Source organism: Hyphobacterium vulgare (assembly GCF_042643335.1).
GTDB lineage: Bacteria > Pseudomonadota > Alphaproteobacteria > Caulobacterales > Maricaulaceae > Hyphobacterium > Hyphobacterium vulgare.
The window spans coordinates 69,651-90,687 of sequence record NZ_JBHRSV010000028.1; the positions used below are offsets into that span (position 1 = coordinate 69,651).

At 66.7% G+C, this 21,037-nt stretch carries 17 protein-coding genes and 1 other RNA gene; 17 read left to right on the forward strand and 1 reads right to left on the reverse strand.

The features are described from left to right. Positions 1-18: 18 nt before the first annotated feature. The gene (locus ACFOOR_RS12715; protein WP_343162959.1) at positions 19-3,612 is read right to left on the reverse strand and encodes a hydantoinase B/oxoprolinase family protein; all 3,594 of its coding nucleotides are present in this window, start codon (positions 3,610-3,612) and stop codon (positions 19-21) included. Positions 3,613-3,663: 51 nt separating this feature from the next. Between ACFOOR_RS12715 and ACFOOR_RS12720 the strand changes: the two genes are divergently transcribed. The 17 genes from ACFOOR_RS12720 (at position 3,664) to murC (ending at position 20,799) form a co-directional block, all read left to right on the forward strand. Then, entirely contained in the window at positions 3,664-4,362 is a 699-nt protein-coding gene (locus ACFOOR_RS12720; protein ID WP_343162960.1) for a molecular chaperone DjiA, read from the forward strand. 62 nt (positions 4,363-4,424) lie between these two features. Then, positions 4,425-4,727 carry a hypothetical protein gene (locus ACFOOR_RS12725; protein ID WP_343162961.1) on the forward strand — a complete coding sequence of 101 codons (303 nt, stop codon included), beginning with the start codon at positions 4,425-4,427 and terminating at the stop codon, positions 4,725-4,727. 48 nt (positions 4,728-4,775) lie between these two features. Next, positions 4,776-5,690 (forward strand): DMT family transporter, encoded by a 915-nt coding sequence (locus ACFOOR_RS12730; RefSeq protein WP_343162962.1) that lies wholly within the window; start codon positions 4,776-4,778, stop codon positions 5,688-5,690. Then, a complete protein-coding gene (locus ACFOOR_RS12735; RefSeq protein WP_343162963.1) occupies positions 5,687-6,352 on the forward strand; it encodes an N-acetylmuramoyl-L-alanine amidase in 666 nt (221 codons plus the stop codon). Before ACFOOR_RS12730 ends, ACFOOR_RS12735 begins: the two co-directional genes overlap by 4 nt. Positions 6,353-7,032: 680 nt before the next feature. Continuing rightward, positions 7,033-7,557: a DUF2306 domain-containing protein gene (locus ACFOOR_RS12740; protein WP_343162964.1), complete on the forward strand. Its 525-nt coding sequence runs from the start codon at positions 7,033-7,035 to the stop codon at positions 7,555-7,557. Positions 7,558-7,575: 18 nt separating this feature from the next. Continuing rightward, positions 7,576-7,971: RNase P RNA component class A (rnpB, locus tag ACFOOR_RS12745), an RNA gene on the forward strand. A gap of 201 nt (positions 7,972-8,172) precedes the next feature. Then, positions 8,173-8,634 (forward strand): division/cell wall cluster transcriptional repressor MraZ, encoded by a 462-nt coding sequence (locus ACFOOR_RS12750; protein WP_343162965.1) that lies wholly within the window; start codon positions 8,173-8,175, stop codon positions 8,632-8,634. Next, positions 8,635-9,630, forward strand: a complete 996-nt coding sequence (rsmH, locus tag ACFOOR_RS12755; protein ID WP_343162966.1) for a 16S rRNA (cytosine(1402)-N(4))-methyltransferase RsmH — start codon at positions 8,635-8,637, stop codon at positions 9,628-9,630. Then, positions 9,627-9,992, forward strand: coding sequence for a cell division protein FtsL (gene ftsL, locus ACFOOR_RS12760; RefSeq protein WP_343162967.1), 366 nt, complete (start codon positions 9,627-9,629; stop codon positions 9,990-9,992). Before rsmH ends, ftsL begins: the two co-directional genes overlap by 4 nt. Beyond that, positions 9,989-11,764 (forward strand): peptidoglycan D,D-transpeptidase FtsI family protein, encoded by a 1,776-nt coding sequence (locus ACFOOR_RS12765; protein WP_343162968.1) that lies wholly within the window; start codon positions 9,989-9,991, stop codon positions 11,762-11,764. The genes ftsL and ACFOOR_RS12765 overlap by 4 nt, the downstream gene beginning before the upstream one ends. Continuing rightward, on the forward strand, positions 11,761-13,212 hold the full coding sequence (locus tag ACFOOR_RS12770; RefSeq protein WP_343162969.1) for a UDP-N-acetylmuramoyl-L-alanyl-D-glutamate--2,6-diaminopimelate ligase: 1,452 nt from the start codon (positions 11,761-11,763) through the stop codon (positions 13,210-13,212). The genes ACFOOR_RS12765 and ACFOOR_RS12770 overlap by 4 nt, the downstream gene beginning before the upstream one ends. Then, the gene (locus ACFOOR_RS12775; RefSeq protein ID WP_343162971.1) at positions 13,209-14,621 is read left to right on the forward strand and encodes a UDP-N-acetylmuramoyl-tripeptide--D-alanyl-D-alanine ligase; all 1,413 of its coding nucleotides are present in this window, start codon (positions 13,209-13,211) and stop codon (positions 14,619-14,621) included. Before ACFOOR_RS12770 ends, ACFOOR_RS12775 begins: the two co-directional genes overlap by 4 nt. Positions 14,622-14,624: 3 nt before the next feature. Next, positions 14,625-15,731: a phospho-N-acetylmuramoyl-pentapeptide-transferase gene (gene mraY / locus ACFOOR_RS12780; protein ID WP_343162972.1), complete on the forward strand. Its 1,107-nt coding sequence runs from the start codon at positions 14,625-14,627 to the stop codon at positions 15,729-15,731. A gap of 7 nt (positions 15,732-15,738) precedes the next feature. Continuing rightward, a complete protein-coding gene (gene murD / locus ACFOOR_RS12785; RefSeq protein ID WP_343162973.1) occupies positions 15,739-17,154 on the forward strand; it encodes a UDP-N-acetylmuramoyl-L-alanine--D-glutamate ligase in 1,416 nt (471 codons plus the stop codon). Further along, positions 17,151-18,302 (forward strand): putative lipid II flippase FtsW, encoded by a 1,152-nt coding sequence (gene ftsW, locus ACFOOR_RS12790; RefSeq protein ID WP_343162975.1) that lies wholly within the window; start codon positions 17,151-17,153, stop codon positions 18,300-18,302. The genes murD and ftsW overlap by 4 nt, the downstream gene beginning before the upstream one ends. Further along, complete coding sequence (murG, locus tag ACFOOR_RS12795; protein WP_343162976.1) at positions 18,299-19,399, forward strand: undecaprenyldiphospho-muramoylpentapeptide beta-N-acetylglucosaminyltransferase; 1,101 nt, start codon at positions 18,299-18,301, stop codon at positions 19,397-19,399. Before ftsW ends, murG begins: the two co-directional genes overlap by 4 nt. Beyond that, positions 19,396-20,799: a UDP-N-acetylmuramate--L-alanine ligase gene (gene murC / locus ACFOOR_RS12800; protein ID WP_343162977.1), complete on the forward strand. Its 1,404-nt coding sequence runs from the start codon at positions 19,396-19,398 to the stop codon at positions 20,797-20,799. The genes murG and murC overlap by 4 nt, the downstream gene beginning before the upstream one ends. Positions 20,800-21,037: the final 238 nt, after the last annotated feature.

Genomic DNA, 21,037 nt, shown 5'->3' on the forward strand with positions numbered 1-21,037 from the left:
TCTCAACATTGCGAAAGTTTAATCCGCTGCCCCGAATCCGCCCCCGCCGGGGGTCTCGATCAGAACGGCGTCACCGGGCTCGACCGCCACGCTGAACAGGGCGGGCAGGGTGTGCTCGCTTCCGTCGGAACGGATCAGGCACTGCACGCCGGACAGCGCGTCGCCGCCACCGGACAGACCTGCCGGATATTCGGTCCTGCGCGAGGACAGCAAGGCCGCGTCCATGGCTTCGAGGAAAACCAGCTTGCGGCTCGAACCGTCGCCGCCGCGCCAGCGGCCAGCACCGCCGGAACCCGGCCGCACCCGATGCCAGGCAAGGCGGACGGGAAAGCGGGTTTCCAGCACTTCGGGGTCGGTCATGCGCGAATTCGTCATGTGCGTGTGGATCGCGCTGGTCCCGGCAAAGCCGCGGCCCTCATTGTCGATGCCCGCGCCGGCCCCGCCGCAGATCGTCTCGTAGTACTGATGACGCGCATTGCCGAAGGTGAAATTGTTCATGCTGCCCTGGGCATTCGCCATCCGGCCGGTGGCCGCGAACAGCGCGTCGACGACGAGTTGGCTGGTCTCGACATTTCCCGCGACCACTGCTGCCGGCGGTTTCGGGTCGAGCAGGCTGCCTTCGGGGATCACGATTTCCAGCGGCTTCAGACAGCCTTCATTCAGCGGGATCGCGTCGCCGACGAGGCAGCGGAAAACGTAAAGCACGGCGGCCCGGGCGACACTCGACGGGGCGTTGAAATTGTTGCGCCGCTGGGCGCTGGTGCCGGTGAAGTCGACCTTCGCGGTCCGGGCGTCCCGGTCGACTGTAATCCGGACCCGGATTTCTGCGCCATCTTCCAGCCGCGACATCGCTTCGCCGTCTTCAAGTGCGTCGATCACGCGGCGCACCGCGCGTTCGGCATTGTCCTGGACATGGCCCATATAGGCGCGCACCACGGCAAGGCCGTGATCGGTCACCATCCGTTTCAGCTCGGCTGCCCCCTTCGCACAGGCCGCCATCTGGGCCTTCATGTCGGCGACATTCTGATCCGGATTGCGGGCCGGGAAGGGGCTGCCATTCAGGACGGCGCGCACATCCGCGTCGAGGAAACGCCCCCCGTCCATGACCTTCAGGTTCCGGAACAGCACGCCTTCCTCGTCGATCGTCGTCGAGAAGGGCGGCATCGAGCCGGGTGCGATCCCGCCGACATCGGCATGGTGTCCGCGCGCAGCAACCCAGAACTGGCGCTTGCCCGACATTTCGTCGAAGACCGGAACCACGATCGTGATGTCGGGCAGATGCGTGCCGCCATCATAGGGCGCGTTGACCGCCACGGCGTCACCGGGCTTGAGGTCGGGATGCGCTTCGGCAGCGGCCTTCACGCTCGCCGACATCGATCCCAGATGCACGGGCATGTGCGGCGCGTTGGCGACCAGTCCGCCCTCGGCGTCGAACACGGCGCAGGAGAAGTCGAGCCGCTCCTTGATGTTCACCGAGTGGGCCGTGCGCTCCAGCGCCGTGCCCATCTGCTCGGCGACCGACATGAAGCGCTTGTTGAACAGTTCGAGCCGGACCGGGTCGAGTTCCGTCGAGTCGGCCTCCCTTGCTGTTCGGCCGTCCCGGCTCAGGACCAGCATGCCGTCGGCTTGCCGCTGCGCCCTCCAGCCTGCCTCGACGACCAGAGTGGAATTCGGCTCGACGATCAGCGCCGGGCCGGGAAACACTGCGCCGGGGCCAAAATCCTCCAGCGCCACGACCGGAGTTTCCTGCCAGACGCCGCCGGAATAGACCTGCGTCATGCGGCGCGGTTCGGGATCGACCGTGCTTTCGGGCAGATCGAGCGTCCAGCCGCCGGCGCCGGGCGGATCCGCTTCGGCCTCTGCGGCGACGCTCTCGATGATCAGCGCCGCATCCCCCGGCGTGAAGCCGAACAACTGGACGTGCGCCCGGTCGAAATCCGCGCGCATCCGGTCCGGGTCGTCGAAAGGAACCGGCAGGGCGGTGTCCGATCCCCCGACCTTGATCCGTGCTTCCTGCCGCGTCCGGATTGCGTCCGCGTGCGCATCCTGCCGGGCGAGGGCGCGGTGCGCTTCCGCCGCCAGCGTTTCCGCACGTGTCCGGGCCGTTTCCAGGCCGACATCGAACGCCAGGCCGACAGCCGCCTCGCGCGTCTCGCGAAGTTCGGCCAGTCCGATGCCGAGCGCAGACAACAAGCCCGCAAAGGGATGGACCAGCACCGTGGTCATGCCGAGCGCCTCGGCGACCTTGCAGGCATGCTGACCGCCCGCCCCGCCGAAGGAGGACAGGGCATAGCTCGCCGGATCGACGCCCTGACCGATCGAGATCTGCTTGATCGCCTGCGCCATGTTTTCGATCGCGACGGCGAGGAAGCCCTCTGCCGCTGTTTCTGGTCCGTCAGCCCCCATCGCTTCGGCGAGCTCCGCCAGCGCGGCACGGCTCGCCTCGGCGTTCAGCGGATTGTCGCCGCCCGAACCAAAGACACACGGGAAATCGTCCGGCTGGATCCGGCCGAGCACGATATTCGCGTCGGTTACGGTGGCCGGGCCACCGCGACCATAGCCCGCCGGTCCGGGCATGGCCCCGGCGCTTTCGGGCCCGACCCGGGCGCGCTCGCCATCGAAGAACAGGATCGAACCGCCACCGGCGGCGACCGTATGCACCGCCATCATCGGCGCGCGCAGGCGCTGACCGGCGATCCGCGCCTCGCTGACCCGCTCATAGTGGTCGCCATCGAAGCGCGACACGTCGGTCGACGTGCCGCCCATGTCGAAGCCGATGACTTTCGGGAAACCGGCCGCGGCGGCGGTCTTCGCCATACCGACCACGCCGCCCGCCGGGCCTGAAAGCACCGCGTCTCGCGCGGCGAACGTCTCAGCCGACGTCAGTCCGCCGGACGATTGCATGAAATAGAGCGGCGCACCGTCGAGTCGTTCGGCGACCCGTCCGGCATAGTCTTTCAGGACCGGTGTCAGATAGGCATCGAGGACGGTGGTCGAGGCGCGCGGCACGATTTTCATCAGCGGGCTGGCCTCGCTCGACAGGATGACCGTGTCGAACCCGGCCTCCCTCGCCAGTTCACCGAGGCGCTTTTCGTGCGCCGGATTGGCATAGGCGTGAAGGCAGGCGATCGCCGCGGTGCGGCATCCTGCTGCCCGCGCGGCTTTCAGTCCCGATAGGGCTGCTGCTTCGTCCAAACGGGTCACGACGGAGCCGTCGGCGGCAAGGCGCTCGCTGACCTCCAGCACGTGTTGGTGGAGCGGCGCAGGCCGGTCGATCTTCATCGCGAAGATGTCGGGCCGGGTCTGGTCGCCGATCACCAGCAGATCGGCAAAGCCTTCCGTCACGACGAACAGGGTTGGCGCGCCCTTGCGTTCGAGCAGGGCGTTGGTCGCGACCGTCGTGCCCATCTTCACCGCGGCGATCGTGTCGGCAGGGATGGGCTCGCCGGACTTCAGACCCAGGAAACGGCGCACACCTTCGGACGCCGCATCGGGATAGTCCGGGCTGTCCGACAGCAGCTTCATCGCGCGAACGCGGCCGCCGGGCTCGCGTGCCAGCACATCGGTGAACGTGCCGCCGCGATCGATCCAGAATTCCCACCTGCCGTTCACGACTCGCGCCCGCCCGATTCCCGCGTTACATGCGGGCCGGAGACTAGACCCATGTCCCTCTGGCGCAAGCTGACCCATTTCATCGCCGGACGGTCCGACCCCTTCGATTGCGAGATCGAGGAATGCGGGCCGGGACGGCGCGTGGACGACGCCGATTTCGCCATGGCGCTGATTGGTCTCGGCGCGAAAATGGCCAAGGCCGACGGGGTGGTCACGACCGACGAGATTGCCGCCTTCCGCCGCGTCTTCCGTGCCCCGAAGGAGGGCGAGGAGGCCATCGCCCGCCTGTTCAACCTCGCCAAGGAAACCACGCTGGGGTTTGAAGGCTATGCGCTGCGTTTGGCGCGCCGCTTCCGCGCCCACCCGGCGGTGCTGGAAGATGTGCTCGACGGCCTGTTTCACATCGCCAAGGCGGATGGCCGTGTGACGCCGGCGGAGCTCACCTTCCTGGAAACCGTCGCCGACATCTTCGGATTTTCGGAGCGGGAATACCGGCGGATCCGCATGGGGCATGTCGGCCTGCCGGAAGATGATCCCTGGCTGATTCTCGGTGTCGACCCCGATATCGACGAGGCCGGATTGAAACGTGCCTATCGCCGCATCGCGGCACAGAATCACCCCGACGCCCTCGTCGCGCGGGGCGCGCCGCCCGAAATGCAGCGCCTCGCCGACGAGAAAATGGCCATGATCAACGCCGCTTACGCTCAAATTCGCGCGATCCGGACACGGGAATCGCGGCCCGGTGATTGACGCGGCGCATTCTGGCCCCAAAATTGATGTCAGGATGCGGGGGCAAGAAGTGGAGTAGCCGCATGACCGACGCGACGAATTCATCCGAACGGATTGCCCAGGGGGCCGGACGCTTCGTCCGCGCGCTCGCTGCGGGCGTGATCGCGATCGCCTTCATCGGTCTGGTGCTCTTCCTCGCCGCAGTCCTGACCGCCGCGGCCATCGCCGCGATCGGTGTCGCCCTGCTGGCGGGCGGGGCCTGGTGGCTGTGGTCGAAGATCCGCGGGCCGCGCAAACGGGGCGGTGACGACAACGGCGATCCGACGCTTCTGGTCGCCCGCCGCGGTCCCAATGGCTGGACCGTCGAAGGCACCGGCCGCTTCTAGATCAAATCATTTGCCTGACGGCTCCATTCCGGGCTAACGCCCGGACCCATGACGCTGCGCGACGCTCTCGGCCTTGTGGCCATGTGCCTGATCTGGGGCTTCAATTTCGTCGTCGCGAAATTCTCGATCGCGGGCATCCCGGCCTGGGTGCCGGGATTCGAGGGCAGCCCGCCCATCTTCTTCGCCTTCCTGCGTTTCCTGCTGCTGGCGATGGTACTCGCGCCTTTCCTGCGACCCATGCCGAAGGACTGGCCGCGCCTCCTCGGCGTGGCGGCGTGCATGGGCGGCGTCCAGTACGCGCTCATCTTCATCGGACTTCAGTCCGCAACCCCATCCGGAATGGCGATCACGCTCCAGCTCGGCGTGCCGTTTGCGACTCTCCTGTCGGTGGTCTGGCTGGGTGAGAAACTCGGGCCGCTTCGCATTATCGGCACAGTGGCGGCCTTCACGGGCGTGGCGCTGGTCAGCGCCGATCCCGCCAATCTGACGATATCGCTCGGCCTTCTGTTCGGTATCGGGGCGGCAGCCGTATCGGCGGTCGGCATGATCCTCGTGAAGAAGATCGACATGAAGCCCTTCCGCCTGCAGGCGTGGATCGGGCTGTTGTCGGCGCCGCCTCTGCTCGCGCTGTCGCTGCTGTTCGAACGCGGGCAGATCGAGGCGGTGACGGGCGGCGGCCTCCTGTTCGCCCTGGCGCTGATCTACACGGTCGGCCTCGTCAACGTCTTCGGCCATGGCGTCTTCTATCACCTCATCCAGCGCTACGAGACCAATCTCATTGCGCCGTTGACGCTGATGGCACCGCTCTCAGGGGTCGCCTTCGGCATTCTGGTGGCGGGCGATCCGTTGGGCTGGCGACTGGCCGTTGGCGGGGCGATCGCGCTCGCCGGCGTGGCGCTGGTCGCGGCGCGTCCGAACAAGGCCTTGCCCAAGGCCCCGCTGGCGCGCGAAGAAGCATTATGACCATCACCGATCTGCCGTCGCCGAACTTCAACGACCGCAAATCGCCGGTCCGCTTCGTCGTGCTGCACTATACCGGCATGGAAACGGGGCAGGCGGCGATCGACCGCCTGCGCGATCCCGAAGCCGGTGTCAGCGCGCACTACGTCGTCGAGGAAGACGGCCGCACCCTGCGTCTCGTGCCGGAAGACAAGCGCGCCTGGCATGCCGGCGTTGGTGAGTGGTGCGGTGAGACGGACATGAATTCGGCCTCGATCGGGATCGAGATCGTCAATGGCGGTCATGATTTCGGTCTGCCGGACTACCCGGACCCCCAGATCGCCGCGGTGATCGAACTCGTTCAGGACATTCTCGAACGCCACGACCTCCCGCCCGCGGCGGTGATCGGGCATTCCGACCTCGCGCCGGGGCGCAAACAGGATCCGGGCGAGAGATTCCCGTGGCGAAAGCTGGCGGACGTCGGCGCTGCCATCTGGCCGTTCCCGATTGACGCTCCTTCCGATGACGTCGAGAGCGATCTGTCGACGATCGGCTACGGCTTCTCTGCGGGCCTGCCTGCGGTGGTCGAGGCCTTCCAGCGCCGCTTCCGGCCCTCCGCCGTCACCGGCAAAGCCGATGAAGAGACCCTGAGCCTGATCCGGGCGGTGGCTGAGATCTCGGGCTGAGACGTCACTCCCGCGAAGGCGGGAGTCCAGATTTTCCTTTGCGCTGGATTCCGGCCTTCGCCGAAATGACGTCGTGACATTGTCGATTTGCTCTGTCCCGGCCTTGTGCCGGGACCTGTCGAACTTGAGAGTTAACCGGAAGCGTGGACGGGCCCCGGAATCCCCGCCGCCGCGGGGACAGGTAAATCCGGGGCGGAAAAGGCTTGAAGATCGCCTGCGTTCGCCCTCCCCCTTTTGCGGGGAGGGCCGGGAGGCTGTGCGCCAGCCAGCCGACCGGGGTGGGGGTGTCTTAGTCGAGGCTTCACCCCACCCCGCTCCCGCCCTTCTGACGAAGGCCGCTCGCGTCCCTCCCCTTCGAGGGGAGGGGAAAGGCTTACCTTCTCGCTTTCACCTTTGACGCTCCCCGGTTTCGCGAAGCGAAGACCGGGGTCCAAAGCGTCTGTCCCGTCAGACTCCGGCCTCCGTCGGAACCATACGAGATGCGCCGTCACTCCCGCGAAGGCGGGAGTCCAGTTTCACAGGTCGTTCGGGATTCCCGCCAGAGTTCACCCCGGACCTGAGCCGGAGCAGGAACGACTCTTCGACTCGATCCCCACCACCGGAACCCGCGCCCTCCCAATCCCCCTTCAAAATCCACAAACTTCAAATTATAAAGTAATTCATACGAAAGGGAGGCATTGATGCAGATCATTCACGACATCTGGGGTGCGGCGCACACGGCGGCGGCGCTGGTCGCACTGATCACGGGCGCGTTCGTGCTGATCCGCCCGAAGGCGGACGGGCAGCACAAGCTGACCGGCTACACTTATTTCGCGGCCTTCTGGGTGCTGATCCTGGCAGGACTGCCGATGGCCGATGACGGCATCACCGCCTTCCACTGGCTGTCCTTGTTGAGCGCCGCGACACTGATCGCCGGCCTGTGGATGATCCTCGCCGCGAAACGGGCAAAGACCGCCAAGGGGCGCGCCCAGCTCGTCTTCGGTCACTACAAATTCATGGCCTGGTCCTATGTCGGCCTGGTCGCGGCGGGCGTGTCCCAGCTCGCGACCCGCTTCGCCGTCGCCTATGGCGGCATGTCGACCTTCTGGTGGGCGGTGGTGCTGGCGACGCTGGCCGTTGCCGGTGTCGGGGCGGTCTGGATCTCCCGCGCAGACCGCACCGTGATCCACCGTTATGCCCGCGCGCTTGACGCGAAGCCGTCCTGAGCCGACATAGGCCTCTGGTCAGGCGGCCGGGCGGCTGCTCCCGCAAGCTCCGAAAGGACGCGGGGGAGGAAAGTCCGGGCTCCGCAAGGGCAGGGTGCCAGGTAATGCCTGGCGGGGGCGACCCCAGGGATAGCGCCACAGAGAACAGACCGCCGGCCGCTCGCGGCAGGCAAGGGTGAAACGGTGCGGTAAGAGCGCACCGCCCCGACCGCAAGGAAGGGGGCATGGCAAGCCCCACCCGGAGCAAGACCGAATAGGAATGGATGCCGGTTCGTCCGGCACACCCGCCCTTGGGTGCCATTCGGGTAGGTCGCGTCAGGCACGCCGCGAGGCGTGTCGCAGAGGAATGGCCGCCGCGTTGTTTCCATCCCGGAAACAGCGGCACAGAACCCGGCTTACAGGCCGCCTGACCCCTCTAACCCCCCGGTTTTTCTCGAAACCGCTTCAATCTGTTCTTTGTATGTTCTTTTTCCGGGGCCGTTCGCGCGGCCGCGAATACTGTCCTGACCCTAGAAAAAGCAGGCCTGGAGACTCTTTCCGCGTTGTTTCCCATGAAATCCCATGTTATCCCATCATTAACCACGAGGGCGATGTCGTGGCGAGGGGAGAACCAGGGTGTTTCTGTCGACGACGACCAACGGAATCGATGCGAAGGGGCGCCTGTCCGTCCCCGCCGATTTCCGCGCGATCGTCCGCAACGGACCCTTTGACGGCATCTATGTCTGGCCGTCCTTCGACGGCGACTATCTAGAAGGTGGCGGGCAATCCTTGATGGATCGCTACCTTCAGATGATCGAAAGCATGGATCCCTACGACGACGCCCGCGTCGCGCTGGAGCGCGCCATCTTCGGCTCGGCGCGTCCGCTGTCCTTCGACGCCAATGGCCGCATCACCCTGCCGAAGCCCTTCGCCGAACATGCCGGACTGTCGGACAAGGCGACCTTCGTCGGTCTCGGCGCCCGCTTCGAGATCTGGAACCCCGACGTCTATGCCGCGCACGAGGTCGAGGCGCGCAAATTCGCCCGCGAGAACAAGCGCGCCATGAAGCTGCCGCCGCCGCGGCCGGTGGGGGCGTAGATGAGCCACGCCCCCGTCATGCTGACCGAAGTGATCGCCGCGCTGCAGCCGCGCGACGGCGCGCTCTACATCGATGGCACATTCGGTGCCGGGGGTTATACCCGCGCCATTCTGGGCGAAGCGGACTGCCGTGTTCTGGGGATCGACCGCGACCCGACCGTCGCGCCGATGGCCGAACAGGTGAAGGCGCTTTTCCCCGGGCATTTCGTCCTCGTCCGGGCGCCCTTCTCCGCGATGGACGAGGTGATCGCCGTCAATGGCGGCGAGACGGTCGACGGCATCGTCCTCGACATCGGCGTCTCCTCGATGCAGATCGATCAGGCCGAGCGCGGTTTTTCGTTTGCGAAGGAAGGGCCGCTCGACATGCGCATGTCGGGTGAGGGGCCGAGCGCGGCGGATGCCGTCATGCTCCTGCCCGAGGCCGATCTCGCGGCGATCTTCTGGCATTATGGCGAGGAGAAGAAGTCGCGCCGGGTGGCGTCCGCCATCGTACGCGCCCGCGCCGAGGAAAAGATCGCCACCACCGAACGCCTCGCCGAGATCGTCGCCAAGGCGGTTGGCGGCAAGCCGGGCCGTATCCACCCCGCCACGCGGACCTTCCAGGCGCTGCGCATCTATATCAATGACGAACTCGGCGAACTGGTCCGCGCGCTGCACGCGGCGGAAAAGATCCTCGCGCCCGCCGGGCGTCTCGTCGTCGTCACCTTCCACTCGCTGGAAGACCGCATCGTGAAGAGCTTCCTGCGCGAGCGTTCCGGCCTGTCGGGCGGGGGCGGGTCGCGCCACATGCCGGAAGCCGAGCCCGCCGCCGAGCCGTCCTTCCGCCTACTCCAGCGCAAGGCGCTTGAAGCCGGTGAGGCGGAAACATCGGAAAACCCCCGTGCGCGCTCTGCGAAGCTGCGTGCCGCCATCCGAACCGATGCGCCGGTCTGGCCGGCCTCGGACGATCTTCTGCCCCCCGCACCGCCGCTGTCCCGTCTGGAGGCCGCCCTATGATCCGTGCGCTCAATCTGTTGGCCTTTGTGGTTGCCGCGGCGCTCGCCGTCGCGCTCTACATCGCCAAGACGGAAGCCCAGGGGGCCCAGGAACGCCTCGCCGACCTGCAGGAACAGCTCTCCGAGGAGCGCCGTCAGATCAATGTGCTGCAGGTCGAGGTCGCGCATCTGGAAGACCCGGAGCGCTTGCGCACGCTCGCCCGCCGCTATCTCGGTTTCGAACCGCTCGATCCCGCCCGCGAGGTCGCGATGAGCGACCTGCCGCTGCTGATCGAGCAGGGCCGTGAGCCTTATTCCGACGATCTGCTGGCTTCCGATAGCGGAGCGGGCGCGGAGGTTGTCCCGGCCGGAGGGCGTCCATGAAAAAATTCTGGCCCTTTGCCCGCCGCCGCGTGACGGCGGAAACCCAGTCCGCCGGCCTGCCGCCGGTCGTTGAAGCCGCGCCCTCCGACATGGCGCGGTTTTTGACGCTTGAGGACGAGGAAACAACGGCGCTCGAAGGTGCGCGCCGCCGCCTCACCATGATCGGCATCGCGCTCGGTTTTGCCTTCACCATTCTCGGCGGGCGCGCCATCATGCTCGCCGTTGCGGGTGAGGCCGGTCCGGCCGAGCCGGTCGTCGCCGCGGACGGTCCGCGCGGCGACCTGGTCGACCGCAATGGCAATGTGCTCGCGACAACGCTGGAAACCTGGTCGCTCTTTGCCGACCCGACCCAGGTCTGGGATGCAGCGGAAACCGCCGAGGCTCTGGCGACCGTTTTGCCCGAACTCGATGTGGAACGGGTCACCCGCGACCTCTCGACCCGCCGCCGCTTCGTCTGGATCCAGCGCAATCTGACGCCGCGCCAGCGCCAGGCGGTCTTCTCGCTCGGCATGCCGGGACTCGACTTCCGCACCGAGCCGCGCCGGGTCTATCCGCGCGGGCGGCTCGCCTCGCATGTCGTCGGCTTCTCCGATCGGGATCTGATCGGCATTGCCGGGGCGGAGCGGGCCTTCGACGGTGCGCTGGAAGCCGGTGACGGCCGCCCGGTCGCGCTCTCGATCGACATGGGTGTGCAATATCATGTCGATGAAGTGCTGCGCGCCTCGATGCAGGAATTCCGGGCACTGGCCGCGGTCGGTGTCGTCATGGACGTGCGCACCGGCGAAGTGCTCTCCATGGTGTCGCTGCCAGACTATGACGCCAACCGGCCCGCCGAAGCACGGCCCGACGATCGCCTCAATCGCGCCACGCAGGCCGTCTATGAAATGGGCTCGACCTTCAAGGCTTTCACCGTCGCGCTGGGACTGGAAACCGGCATTGCCCGGCCGGGTGAAACCTTCGACGCGTCGAACCCCCTCCGGATCGGTGGACACACCATCCACGACTTTCACGCCCAGAACCGGGAGCTGACGCTGTCGGAAATCTTCACCCACTCGTCGAATATCGGTTCATCGCTGATCGCGCTCGAAGCGGGTCCGGAGGCGCAGCGCGATCTGCTGCAGCGTTTGCGCCTGCTCGAAGCGGCACCGATCGAGCTCGCCGAGACCGCCGCGCCGATCCTGCCGCGGCAATGGGGGCCGACAGAGACCGCGACGATCTCCTATGGCCACGGCCTCGCTGTCAGCCCGCTTTCCGTCGCCGCCGCCTTTGCCGCGATCGCCAATGGCGGGGTTTATGTCCAGCCGACCCTGCAGCCGGTCCGTCCGGGCGAAACGGTCGCCGGGGAGCAGGTGCTCGACCCTGAAGTGGCCCAGCATGTGCTCGATCTGATGCGCGAAGTCGTCGAGGATGGCACCGGCCGCCGCGCCGAAGTTCCGGGATACCGCGTCGCGGGCAAGACCGGCACCGCGGAAAAGCCGGACCGGGGCGGCTACAGCCGCAACCGGCTGATCTCGTCCTTCTCTGCCATCTTCCCTTATGACGATCCGCAATATGTCGTGCTGGTGATGCTCGACGAGCCGCACGGCAATGCATCGACTTATGGCTATGCGACGGCGGGCTATACCGCCGCACCCGCCGCCGGAGACATCATCGAACGGATCGCGCCGATCCTCGGTGTCGAACGCATCGATGATCCGCTGGAGCGCGCCGCTCTCGTTCGTGCCGCGCTTTCGCCCGATCCGGACCTGCCCGCGCCGAGGATCCAGCATTGAAGCTCGGCACCCTCCTCGACCCGGGTCTTTTGCCGCCGGGAACGGCGGACATCGACATTCGCGGACTGGCGCTGGACAACCGGGCGGTCAAGCCGGGCGACCTGTTCGCCGCATTGCCCGGTGTGAAAACCCATGGCTGGCAATTCGCCGGGAAAGCCGTTGAAGCCGGTGCGGTTGCTGTTCTGACGGAGACCGGCAAGTCCGGCCTGTCGGTTCCGGTCATTGCCGTGGATGATCCCGCGCTTGTGCTGGCGCACGCCGCTGCGCGCCTCTATCCGCGCCAGCCGGAAACCATCGCGGCGGTCACCGGCACCAATGGCAAGTCGTCGACGGTCGACTTCCTGCGCCAGATCTGGGCACGGGCGGGTATTGACGGCGCCAGTCTCGGCACGCTCGGCGTGGCGCGCGGCGACGGCCGCGTCGAGACCGGCTACACCACGCCGGACGCCATTGCGCTTCACAAGGCGCTCGACGAATTGGCCGGGCAAGGCGTGACGCATCTTGCCATGGAGGCCTCGAGCCACGGCCTCAAGCAGCGCCGCATGCATGGCGTGCGGGTCACGCTCACCGGCTTTACCAACCTGACCCAGGATCATCTCGACTATCACCCGGATTTTGCCGATTACTTCGCGAGCAAACGATTGTTGTTCACGCAATTGGCCCAGCCCGGCTCGCCTGCGGTCATCAATGTCGACTCCGAGTGGGGCGAGAAATATGTCGAGGCCGCGAAGGCAGCAAAGCTGGACGTGATCACTGTAGGCTGGCGCGGCCGCGACTGGCAGATCCGTGAAATCACGCCGCGCCCGGCCAGTCAGCAGATCGTGCTGTCGGTGGCGGGGCGAACGCACCGGGTGGAACTTCCTCTGGTTGGCGAATTCCAGACGGCCAACGCCGTTGGCGCTGCGGCGCTGGCCGCGCATTCTGGCGTCGACATCAAGGCCGCGGTCGAGGCGATCAACCATCTGGGCGGCGTGCCGGGGCGTCTCGAAGAAGCGGCGCGGACAAGCGACGGTTCCCCGGTTCTGGTCGACTACGCCCACACGCCCGACGGGCTCGACAAGCTGCTCCGGGCGGCGCGCCCCCATACCAAGGGCCGTATCATCCTCGTATTCGGCTGCGGCGGCGACCGTGACCCGACCAAGCGCGACCGGATGGGCGCGATCGCGGTGCAACTGGCCGACGAAGTGATCGTCACCGACGACAACCCCCGGTCCGAGGAAGCGGCCACCATCCGCCAGGCGATCCTGCGCGGCGCCCAGGGCGCAACCGAGATCGCCGACCGCGGCGAAGCCATCCGCGCCGGCGTGGCCCGGCTGCGCCCCGGCGACGCGCTGGTGCTGGCAGGCAAGGGGCATGAGACCGGGCAAAAGGTCGGGGATGTCGTCCATCCCTTCGATGATCGCGAGGAGGCCCGCAAGGCCATCGCCGAACGGGAGGGCGGGCAATGACCGAACCATTGTGGACCGCCCGCGAGGCGCTCGCCGCAACCGGCGGGCTGCTGACCGATTCAAAGGACTGGGTCGCCGAGGGCGTCTCGATCGATACCCGGACCCTGAAGCCCAACGACCTCTTCGTCGTGCTGAAAGATCAGCGTGACGGCCATGACTTCGTGCCTGATGCGATGGCGCGCGGTGCGGTTGCCGCTGTCGTCGAGCGTGGCGATTGCGGCCCCGGCCCGCACCTGTTGGTTTCGGACGCGCTTGATGGACTGCGGGCGCTTGCTCGCGCCTCCCGGGAGCGCTCGAAGGCGATCCGCGTCGCGGTCACCGGCAGTGTCGGGAAGACATCGGTCAAGGAGGCGCTCGCCGCCGTCTTCCGCTCGGTCGGCAAGGCGCACTGGTCGGAGAAGTCCTACAACAATCACTGGGGCGTGCCGCTGACGCTCGCCCGCATGCCGCGCAGCACGGGACGAGCCGTCTTCGAGATGGGCATGAACCACGCCGGGGAAATCCGCGATCTGACGACCCTCGTTCGCCCCCATGTCGCGCTGATCACGCGGATCGGACCGGCCCATCTTGAGAATCTCGGCTCCATGGAAGCGATCGCGGACGCCAAGTCCGAAATCTATGAGGGCCTGCTGCCGGACGGGGTCGCAATTTACCCGGCCGATGACGCGTTCGCCTCACGCCTTGCTTCGCATGCAAAGGAAACCGCCGCGGGCTTCCTGCTGGATTTCGGCGTCACGCCCGGCGCCGCGATTTCCGTGACCGGGTTCGAAAGCGGGCCAGGCGGTTCGACCGGCCAGGTGTCCGTCCTCGGCAAGACCGTGCCGTTTGCCCTGCGCGCGGTCGGCGACCACTGGGCCTGGAACGCGGCCGCCATCTTCGCGGCGGGGATTGCGTCAGGGATCGATGCCGAACAGGTTGCCGATGCGCTGGCCGAGGTGGAGCCCGAGGCCGGGCGGGGCCGGGCCGCGAAAATCGCCTTCCCCGACGGTGAATTCACCCTGCTCGACGACAGCTACAATGCCAACCCGGTGTCGATGCGTGCCGGTCTGTCCGTCCTCGCGGCCACCGCGCCGGACCGCGGCGGCAAGCGCATTGCCGTGCTGGGCGAAATGCTCGAACTCGGCCCGGATGCGCCGGCGCTTCACGCCGATCTCGCGGACGCGGTGAGAGCGGCGGGGGTGAGCACGGCCGTCCTGTGCGGCAAGCTGATGAAGCACCTGCAGGATGCCTTGCCCGCCGGGATCGAAACGATCTATGCGCTCGACGCCGAAGCCGGGGTCGGCGCGCTGGCCGAACAGCTCGGGGACGGCGATGTTGTTTTCATCAAGGGATCGAATGCGTCGGGCGTCCATCGGATCGCCCGTGCGCTGACCGAAGGCCGCGCCTTCGGCGGGGGGAAGGACCGCTAGATCATGCTCTACTGGCTGCTCGCACCGCTCGGTGAGGACTTCACCCTCCTCAACCTGTTCAACTACATCACCTTCCGGACCGGTGGCGCGATGATGACGGCACTGGCCTTCGTCTTCATCTTCGGCTCGCCCTTCATCAAGTGGCTGCGCAAGAAGCAGCGCGAAGGCCAGCCGATCCGCGCGGACGGTCCGGAACGTCACATCATCGAGAAGGCCGGGACGCCGACCATGGGCGGCTTCCTGATCCTGACCGGCATGCTGCTCGCGACCCTGTTGTGGGGCGATCTGTCGAACCAGTATCTCTGGATCGTGATCTTCGTCACCGCGGGCTATGGCGCGATCGGCTTCGTCGACGACTACCGCAAGGTGACCAAGCGCTCCTCGGCCGGCCTGCCGGGCTCGGCCAAGCTCATACTGCAATTCCTTATCGCCGGAGCCGCTGTGTTCTGGATGACGCAGCTTCTGTCGAATGCGCCGGATGTGCCCGAAGGCTTCGCGACCTCGATCGCCATGCCTTTCTTCAAGGACGTGCTGATCCCGCTCGGGCCGCTTTTCCTCGTGTTCGGAACGCTGGTGATTGCAGGGGCGTCCAATGCGGTGAACCTGACCGATGGACTCGACGGTCTCGCCATCGTGCCGGTGATGATCGCCGCGGCCAGCTTCGGCTTCATTGCCTACATCGTCGGCAATTTCGTCTTCGCCAACTACCTTCAGCTCAATTTCACCCCCGGCACCGGCGAACTGGCCGTCTTCTGCGGCGCGCTGCTCGGGGCCTCGCTCGGCTTCCTCTGGTACAATGCCCCGCCGGCCATGGTCTTTATGGGCGATACCGGTTCGCTGTCACTCGGCGGCGCGATCGGCACGATCGCGGTCGCGGTAAAGCACGAAGTCGTGCTGGCCATCATCGGCGGTCTCTTCGTCCTTGAGGCCGTATCGGTCATGGTCCAGATCGCCAGCTTCAAGCTGTTCGGCAAGCGCGTCTTCAAGATGGCGCCGATCCACCACCATTTCGAGAAGATGGGCTGGCAGGAACCGACCATCGTGATCCGTTTCTGGATCATCGCCGTCATCCTGGCGCTCATCGGTCTTTCCACCCTGAAACTGAGGTAGCCCATTCATGATCCCGGTCCACGAATTCGAGGGGCGCAGCGTCGCCGTCTTCGGGCTCGGTCGTACCGGGATCGCGGCGGCGAAAGTGCTCGCGGCGGGCGGAACGAACGTCCTCGCCTGGGATGACAATGCCGATACGCGCGAAGCCGCCAGGAAGGCCGGTGTCGAACTGGAGGATCTCGGCCGCCGCGACTGGGGCGACATCGCCGCCCTCGTCCTGTCGCCGGGCGTACCGCTGACCCACCCCGCGCCGCATCGCATGGTCGAATTCGCCCGCGCCGTCGGCGCGGAAGTAATCGGCGACATGGAATTGTTCGCCCGAACGATGAATGCCCTGCCGGAGGCCGAACGCCCCCGGATCGTCGGCATCACCGGCACCAACGGCAAATCCACCACCACGGCGCTGATCGGCCACATCCTGAAGAAGGCCGGTCGCGAAACCCATGTCGGCGGCAATATCGGCGAAGCCGTGCTGGGCCTGCCGGCGCCGCGCCCGGGCTCGGTCTATGTGCTGGAACTGTCCAGCTATCAGCTCGATCTGGTGTCGAGCCTGAAGCTCGACGTCTCGGTCTTCCTCAATCTCACGCCCGACCATATCGACCGGCATGGAGACATGGCCGGCTATCTGGCCGCCAAGAAGCGCATCTTCCTGAACCAGGACGAATCCGGCACCGCCATCGTGGGGGTCGATGACGACCACACGCGCGGCGTCTGTTCGGCTCTGATGGCCGGCGGCCCGATGAGTGTGGTCCCCATTTCGTCCGGCCGCGCCTTGTCGAAGGGCATGTATGCGCTCGGCGGCAAGGTCTACGACGCCACCAATGGTCACACCGAGACCGTCGCCGACCTGAGCCGGGCGTCGGCATTGCCGGGGCGGCACAATGCCCAGAATGCCGCTGCCGCCTTTGCTGCGGTTCGCGCGCTCGGCGTCGATGCCCGCACGGCGGCGCAGGCAATGAAATCCTTTCCCGGCCTGCCGCACCGCGCCGAGCGCGTCGGCGAGCGCGGCGGCATTCTCTTCGTCAATGATTCCAAGGCGACCAATGCCGACAGCGCGGCCCAGGCACTCGGCTGCTGGGACACGATCTACTGGATCGCGGGCGGTCAACCAAAGGAAGGCGGGATCGAACCACTCCGGGCCTTCTTCCCGCGCATCGCCAAGGCCTATCTGATCGGTGAGGCTCAGAACGCCTTTGCCAAAACCCTCGGAAACGAGGTCGCCTTCGAAAAGGCCGGCACGCTGGAGAATGCCCTCGACCTCGCCCTGCGCGATGCCTCGGAAGGCGGACGGAAGAATCCGGTCATTCTTCTTTCACCTGCCTGCGCCAGCTTCGACCAGTTCAACAGCTACGAGCATCGCGGGGACGTGTTCCGCACGCTCGTGAAGAACCGGCTGAACGGGCCGGAGCGGGGGGCGGCATGATCGCGGCACGGGCGCGGGAATTGAATGACTGGTGGCGCGGACTCGATCGGACGCTGCTCTTCGTCGTCTTCGCGCTGATCTGCGTCGGCCTGGTTCTCTCGCTGGCCGCCAGCCCGGCGGCGGCGGAGCGAATCGCCCGTGCGGCGGGCCGCGACCCGTCGCAGGCCAATTCCTTCATCTTCCTCTACAAGCAGATCTTCTTTGCCGGGGCGAGCGTTCTCACGCTGCTCTTCGTTTCCAGCCTGTCGCCCAAGGGCGCTAGGCGGCTCGCCGGCCTCGTCCTCGTCGGGTCCTTCGCACTGATGCTGCTGACCCTGTTCATCGGCTATGAGGTCAATGGCGCGGCGCGTTGGCTGCGCTTCGGGCCGTTCTCGATCCAGCCGTCTGAATTCCTCAAGCCCTCGCTGATCGTCGTCGCGGCGTGGCTGTTCGCGGAATCCCGGCGCGGCGCCCCGATACCCGGCCATCTCGTGGCTTTTGGCCTCTACCTGTTTGCCGTGGCATTGCTGATCGCGCAGCCGGATTTCGGCCAGACCGTACTTTTGACCCTGTGTTTTGGCGGCGTCTTCTTCGCGGCCGGCCTCAGCTGGCGCTGGGTCGCCGGGCTGTCAGGTCTCGCCGTCGCCGGCGCGGTCGCGGCCTATGTCTTCCTGCCGCACGTGGCCTCGCGCATCGAGCGCTTCATCAACCCGGAATCGGGCGACACCTACCAGATCGACCGGGCGATGGAGGCGATCGCGCGCGGCGGCATTGCCGGGGCCGGGCCGGGCGAGGGCGAGGTGAAACGCTTCCTGCCGGACGCGCACACCGACTTCATCTTCGCCGTCGCCGCCGAGGAATTCGGCCTCTTTGCGTCGCTCGCCATCATCGGCCTGTTCGCTATCCTGGTCGCGCGCGCCTGGACCAATGCGATGCGCCTGACCGACCATTTCGCGCAGCTGGCGGTGGCCGGCCTCGCGCTGCAGTTCGGCCTGCAGGCCATCGTCAATATCGCCGTCAATCTCAGCCTCATTCCGCCCAAGGGGATGACGCTTCCCTTCGTCTCCTATGGCGGGTCGTCGATGATCGCGCTGGCTCTGGGCGCGGGCCTGATGCTGGCTTTCACGCGCCGCCGGCCGGGGGCCTATGCGATGAGATTCGCCCGATGAGCGGACGCCGGCTGCTTCTGGCGGCGGGCGGAACGGGCGGTCACATCTTCCCCGCCCGGGCGCTGGCCGACGAGATGATCGCGCGTGGCTGGACGGTGCGTCTGATCACCGATGCGCGCGGTCTGAAACACACGGACGGCTTTCCCGCCGAGACGATCGATCAGATCCGCGCCGCCAGCCCGTCGACGAAAAATCCGGTCAAGCTGGCAAAGGCCGTGCTCGACCTGATGGCCGGGATCGGTCAGGCCAAGCGGATCGTCCGCCAGTGGAAGCCCGGCGTCGTTGCGGGCTTCGGCGGCTATCCGGCCTTTCCCGCGCTGTGGGCGGCGCGGGCGGAGAAAATCCCCTTCGCAATCCACGAACAGAATGCCGTGCTCGGACGGGTGAACCGGGTGTTTGCGAAGCAGGCCGGTGTCGTTGCCAGCGGCTTCGCCCGGCTCGATCGCGCGCCGCGCAACACGAAACGCCTGATCACCGGCAACCCGCTGCGCGCCCCGATCCTCGACGCGCGCGAAGCGGGTTATCCGCCCCTGACCCAGGACGGTCCGATCCGCCTCCTCGTTCTGGGCGGCAGTCTCGGCGCGCGCCTCCTGTCGGAGACTGTGCCGCAGGCCGTGGCCGATCTCCCGGAATGGCTACGATCGCGCCTTGAAGTCGCCCAACAGACCCGGGAAGAATCCCTTCCCATGGCGCAGGACATCTATCAGCAGGCGGGTGTGAGGGCGGAGTGTTCGCCCTTCTTCTCCAATGTCGGGGAAAAGCTCGCCGCCGCGCATTTCGTTATCGCCCGGGCCGGAGCGTCGAGCGTATCTGAAATCGCCGCCGTCGGACGGCCGGCCCTGTTCGTGCCGCTGGGGATCGCGACCGACGACCACCAGAGCGCCAACGCCGGCGATCTGGTCGAGGCGGGCGCGGCCGACAGTGTTCCGGAAGCCGAATTCACGCCTGCCGCACTGGCATCCCTGCTTGAAGTGCGGCTGGCGAACCTTGAAGACCTCAAACAGCGTGCGCAGCGGGCGCGGGCACTCGGCAAGCCCGATGCCGCCGGCCTGTTCGCCGACGCGCTGGAAGCGATTGCGAAGGAAAAATCCCGGTGAAGAAGACGACGGCCCTGCCGCTGCGTGTCGGCCCCATCCATTTCGTTGGCATTGGCGGCATCGGCATGTCGGGCATTGCCGAGGTGATGCTCAATCTCGGCTATGATGTGCAGGGCTCCGACATCAAGGCGAACCCGAATGTCGAACGACTGCGCGCACGCGGCGCGCGCGTCTCGATCGGTCACACGGCAGGGAATATCGGGGGCGCCGGCGCCATCGTTGTGTCGACCGCGATCAAGCGCGACAATCCCGAACTCGTCGCCGCGCGCGAGCAGAAAATCCCCGTCGTGCGCCGGGCCGAGATGCTCGCTGAGCTGATGCGGCTGAAATACTCCGTTGCCATCGCCGGCACCCACGGCAAGACCACGACCACCTCGATGGTTGCGGCGCTGCTGGACGCCGCCGAACTCGACCCGACGGTGATCAATGGCGGTATCATTTCCGCCTACGGATCGAATGCGAAAATGGGCGAGGGCGACTGGATGGTCGTCGAGGCCGACGAGAGCGACGGCAGCTTCCTGAAGCTGCGCGCGACGGCCGGCATCGTCACAAATATCGATCCGGAGCATATGGAGCACTACTCCAACTTCGATGCGATCCGTGCCGCCTTCCGGCAATTCGTCGAGGCGCTGCCCTTCTACGGCTTTGCCGTTCTGTGCACGGATCACCCCGAGGTGCAGACGCTCGCCAGCCGGATCGAGGACCGCAAGGTCATCACTTACGGCTTCAACCCGCAGGCCGATGTGCGCGGCGAAAACCTGCGCCCCGACACCGGCGGCACGATGTTCGACATCGTCTTCAGAAACGGCGAGACCGAAGTCTGGAAGGATTTCTTCCTGCCGATGGTCGGCCAGCACAATGTCCAGAATGCCATCGCCGCGCTCGCCGTCGCGAAACGGCTTGGCGCGACCGAGGACACGGCCCGCAAGGCGCTCGCCGGTTTCGGCGGCGTGAAGCGCCGCTTCACCCGCACCGGCGAGTGGAAGGGCGCAACGATCATCGATGACTATGGCCACCACCCGGTCGAGATCGCTGCCGTCCTCAAGGCGGCCCGGCAAGCCACCAAGGGCAAGGTCGTCGCGGTGATGCAGCCGCATCGCTACACCCGCCTGCACGATCTGTTCGAGGATTTCTCGACCTGTTTCAACGATGCCGACAGCGTTCTGGTCGCCGATGTCTACGAGGCGGGCGAAAGCCCGATCGAGGGCGCCGACCGCGACCACCTCGTCGCCAGCCTGAAGGCGCACGGCCACCGCGATGCGGCGCCCGTGACGCGCGAGACCGTCGCCGAAGCGGTGTCGAAACGCGCCGCCGCCGGTGACATCATCGTCTGCCTCGGCGCGGGCGACATCACCGCCTGGGCCTATGCCCTGCCGGAAGAGCTGAAGGCGTTCGGCTAGTGGCCGGTTCCTTGCGCACCCCACCCCAACCCTCCCCTCAAGGGGAGGGAGTCGCGACGGCGTTTCTCTCCCTCCCCCAACGGGGGAGGGCCGGGGTGGGGGGCACTCATTATCGCTTTCTCCCTCCGCTTGCGGGGGGAGTGCCTCGGACCCGGTCCTGGGCGAGGGGGGGATTTCCCCCCTCCGTCGGCTGCGCTGACACCTCCCCCGTGAACGGGGGAGGAAAGCGGGTGCGGAT

Excerpts from the sequence above, each read along its gene's own strand:
- ftsL (WP_343162967.1), top strand. The coding sequence starts at position 9,627 with ATGATCCGTGCGCTCAATCTGTTGGCCTTTGTGGTTGCCGCGGCGCTC.
- ACFOOR_RS12735 (WP_343162963.1), top strand. The coding sequence starts at position 5,687 with ATGACCATCACCGATCTGCCGTCGCCGAACTTCAACGACCGCAAATCG.
- murD (WP_343162973.1), top strand. The coding sequence starts at position 15,739 with ATGATCCCGGTCCACGAATTCGAGGGGCGCAGCGTCGCCGTCTTCGGG.
- rsmH (WP_343162966.1), top strand. The coding sequence starts at position 8,635 with ATGAGCCACGCCCCCGTCATGCTGACCGAAGTGATCGCCGCGCTGCAG.
- ftsW (WP_343162975.1), top strand. The coding sequence starts at position 17,151 with ATGATCGCGGCACGGGCGCGGGAATTGAATGACTGGTGGCGCGGACTC.
- ACFOOR_RS12720 (WP_343162960.1), top strand. The coding sequence starts at position 3,664 with ATGTCCCTCTGGCGCAAGCTGACCCATTTCATCGCCGGACGGTCCGAC.
- ACFOOR_RS12775 (WP_343162971.1), top strand. The coding sequence starts at position 13,209 with ATGACCGAACCATTGTGGACCGCCCGCGAGGCGCTCGCCGCAACCGGC.
- mraY (WP_343162972.1), top strand. The coding sequence starts at position 14,625 with ATGCTCTACTGGCTGCTCGCACCGCTCGGTGAGGACTTCACCCTCCTC.
- ACFOOR_RS12730 (WP_343162962.1), top strand. The coding sequence starts at position 4,776 with ATGACGCTGCGCGACGCTCTCGGCCTTGTGGCCATGTGCCTGATCTGG.
- ACFOOR_RS12725 (WP_343162961.1), top strand. The coding sequence starts at position 4,425 with ATGACCGACGCGACGAATTCATCCGAACGGATTGCCCAGGGGGCCGGA.
- murG (WP_343162976.1), top strand. The coding sequence starts at position 18,299 with ATGAGCGGACGCCGGCTGCTTCTGGCGGCGGGCGGAACGGGCGGTCAC.
- ACFOOR_RS12765 (WP_343162968.1), top strand. The coding sequence starts at position 9,989 with ATGAAAAAATTCTGGCCCTTTGCCCGCCGCCGCGTGACGGCGGAAACC.
- ACFOOR_RS12740 (WP_343162964.1), top strand. The coding sequence starts at position 7,033 with ATGCAGATCATTCACGACATCTGGGGTGCGGCGCACACGGCGGCGGCG.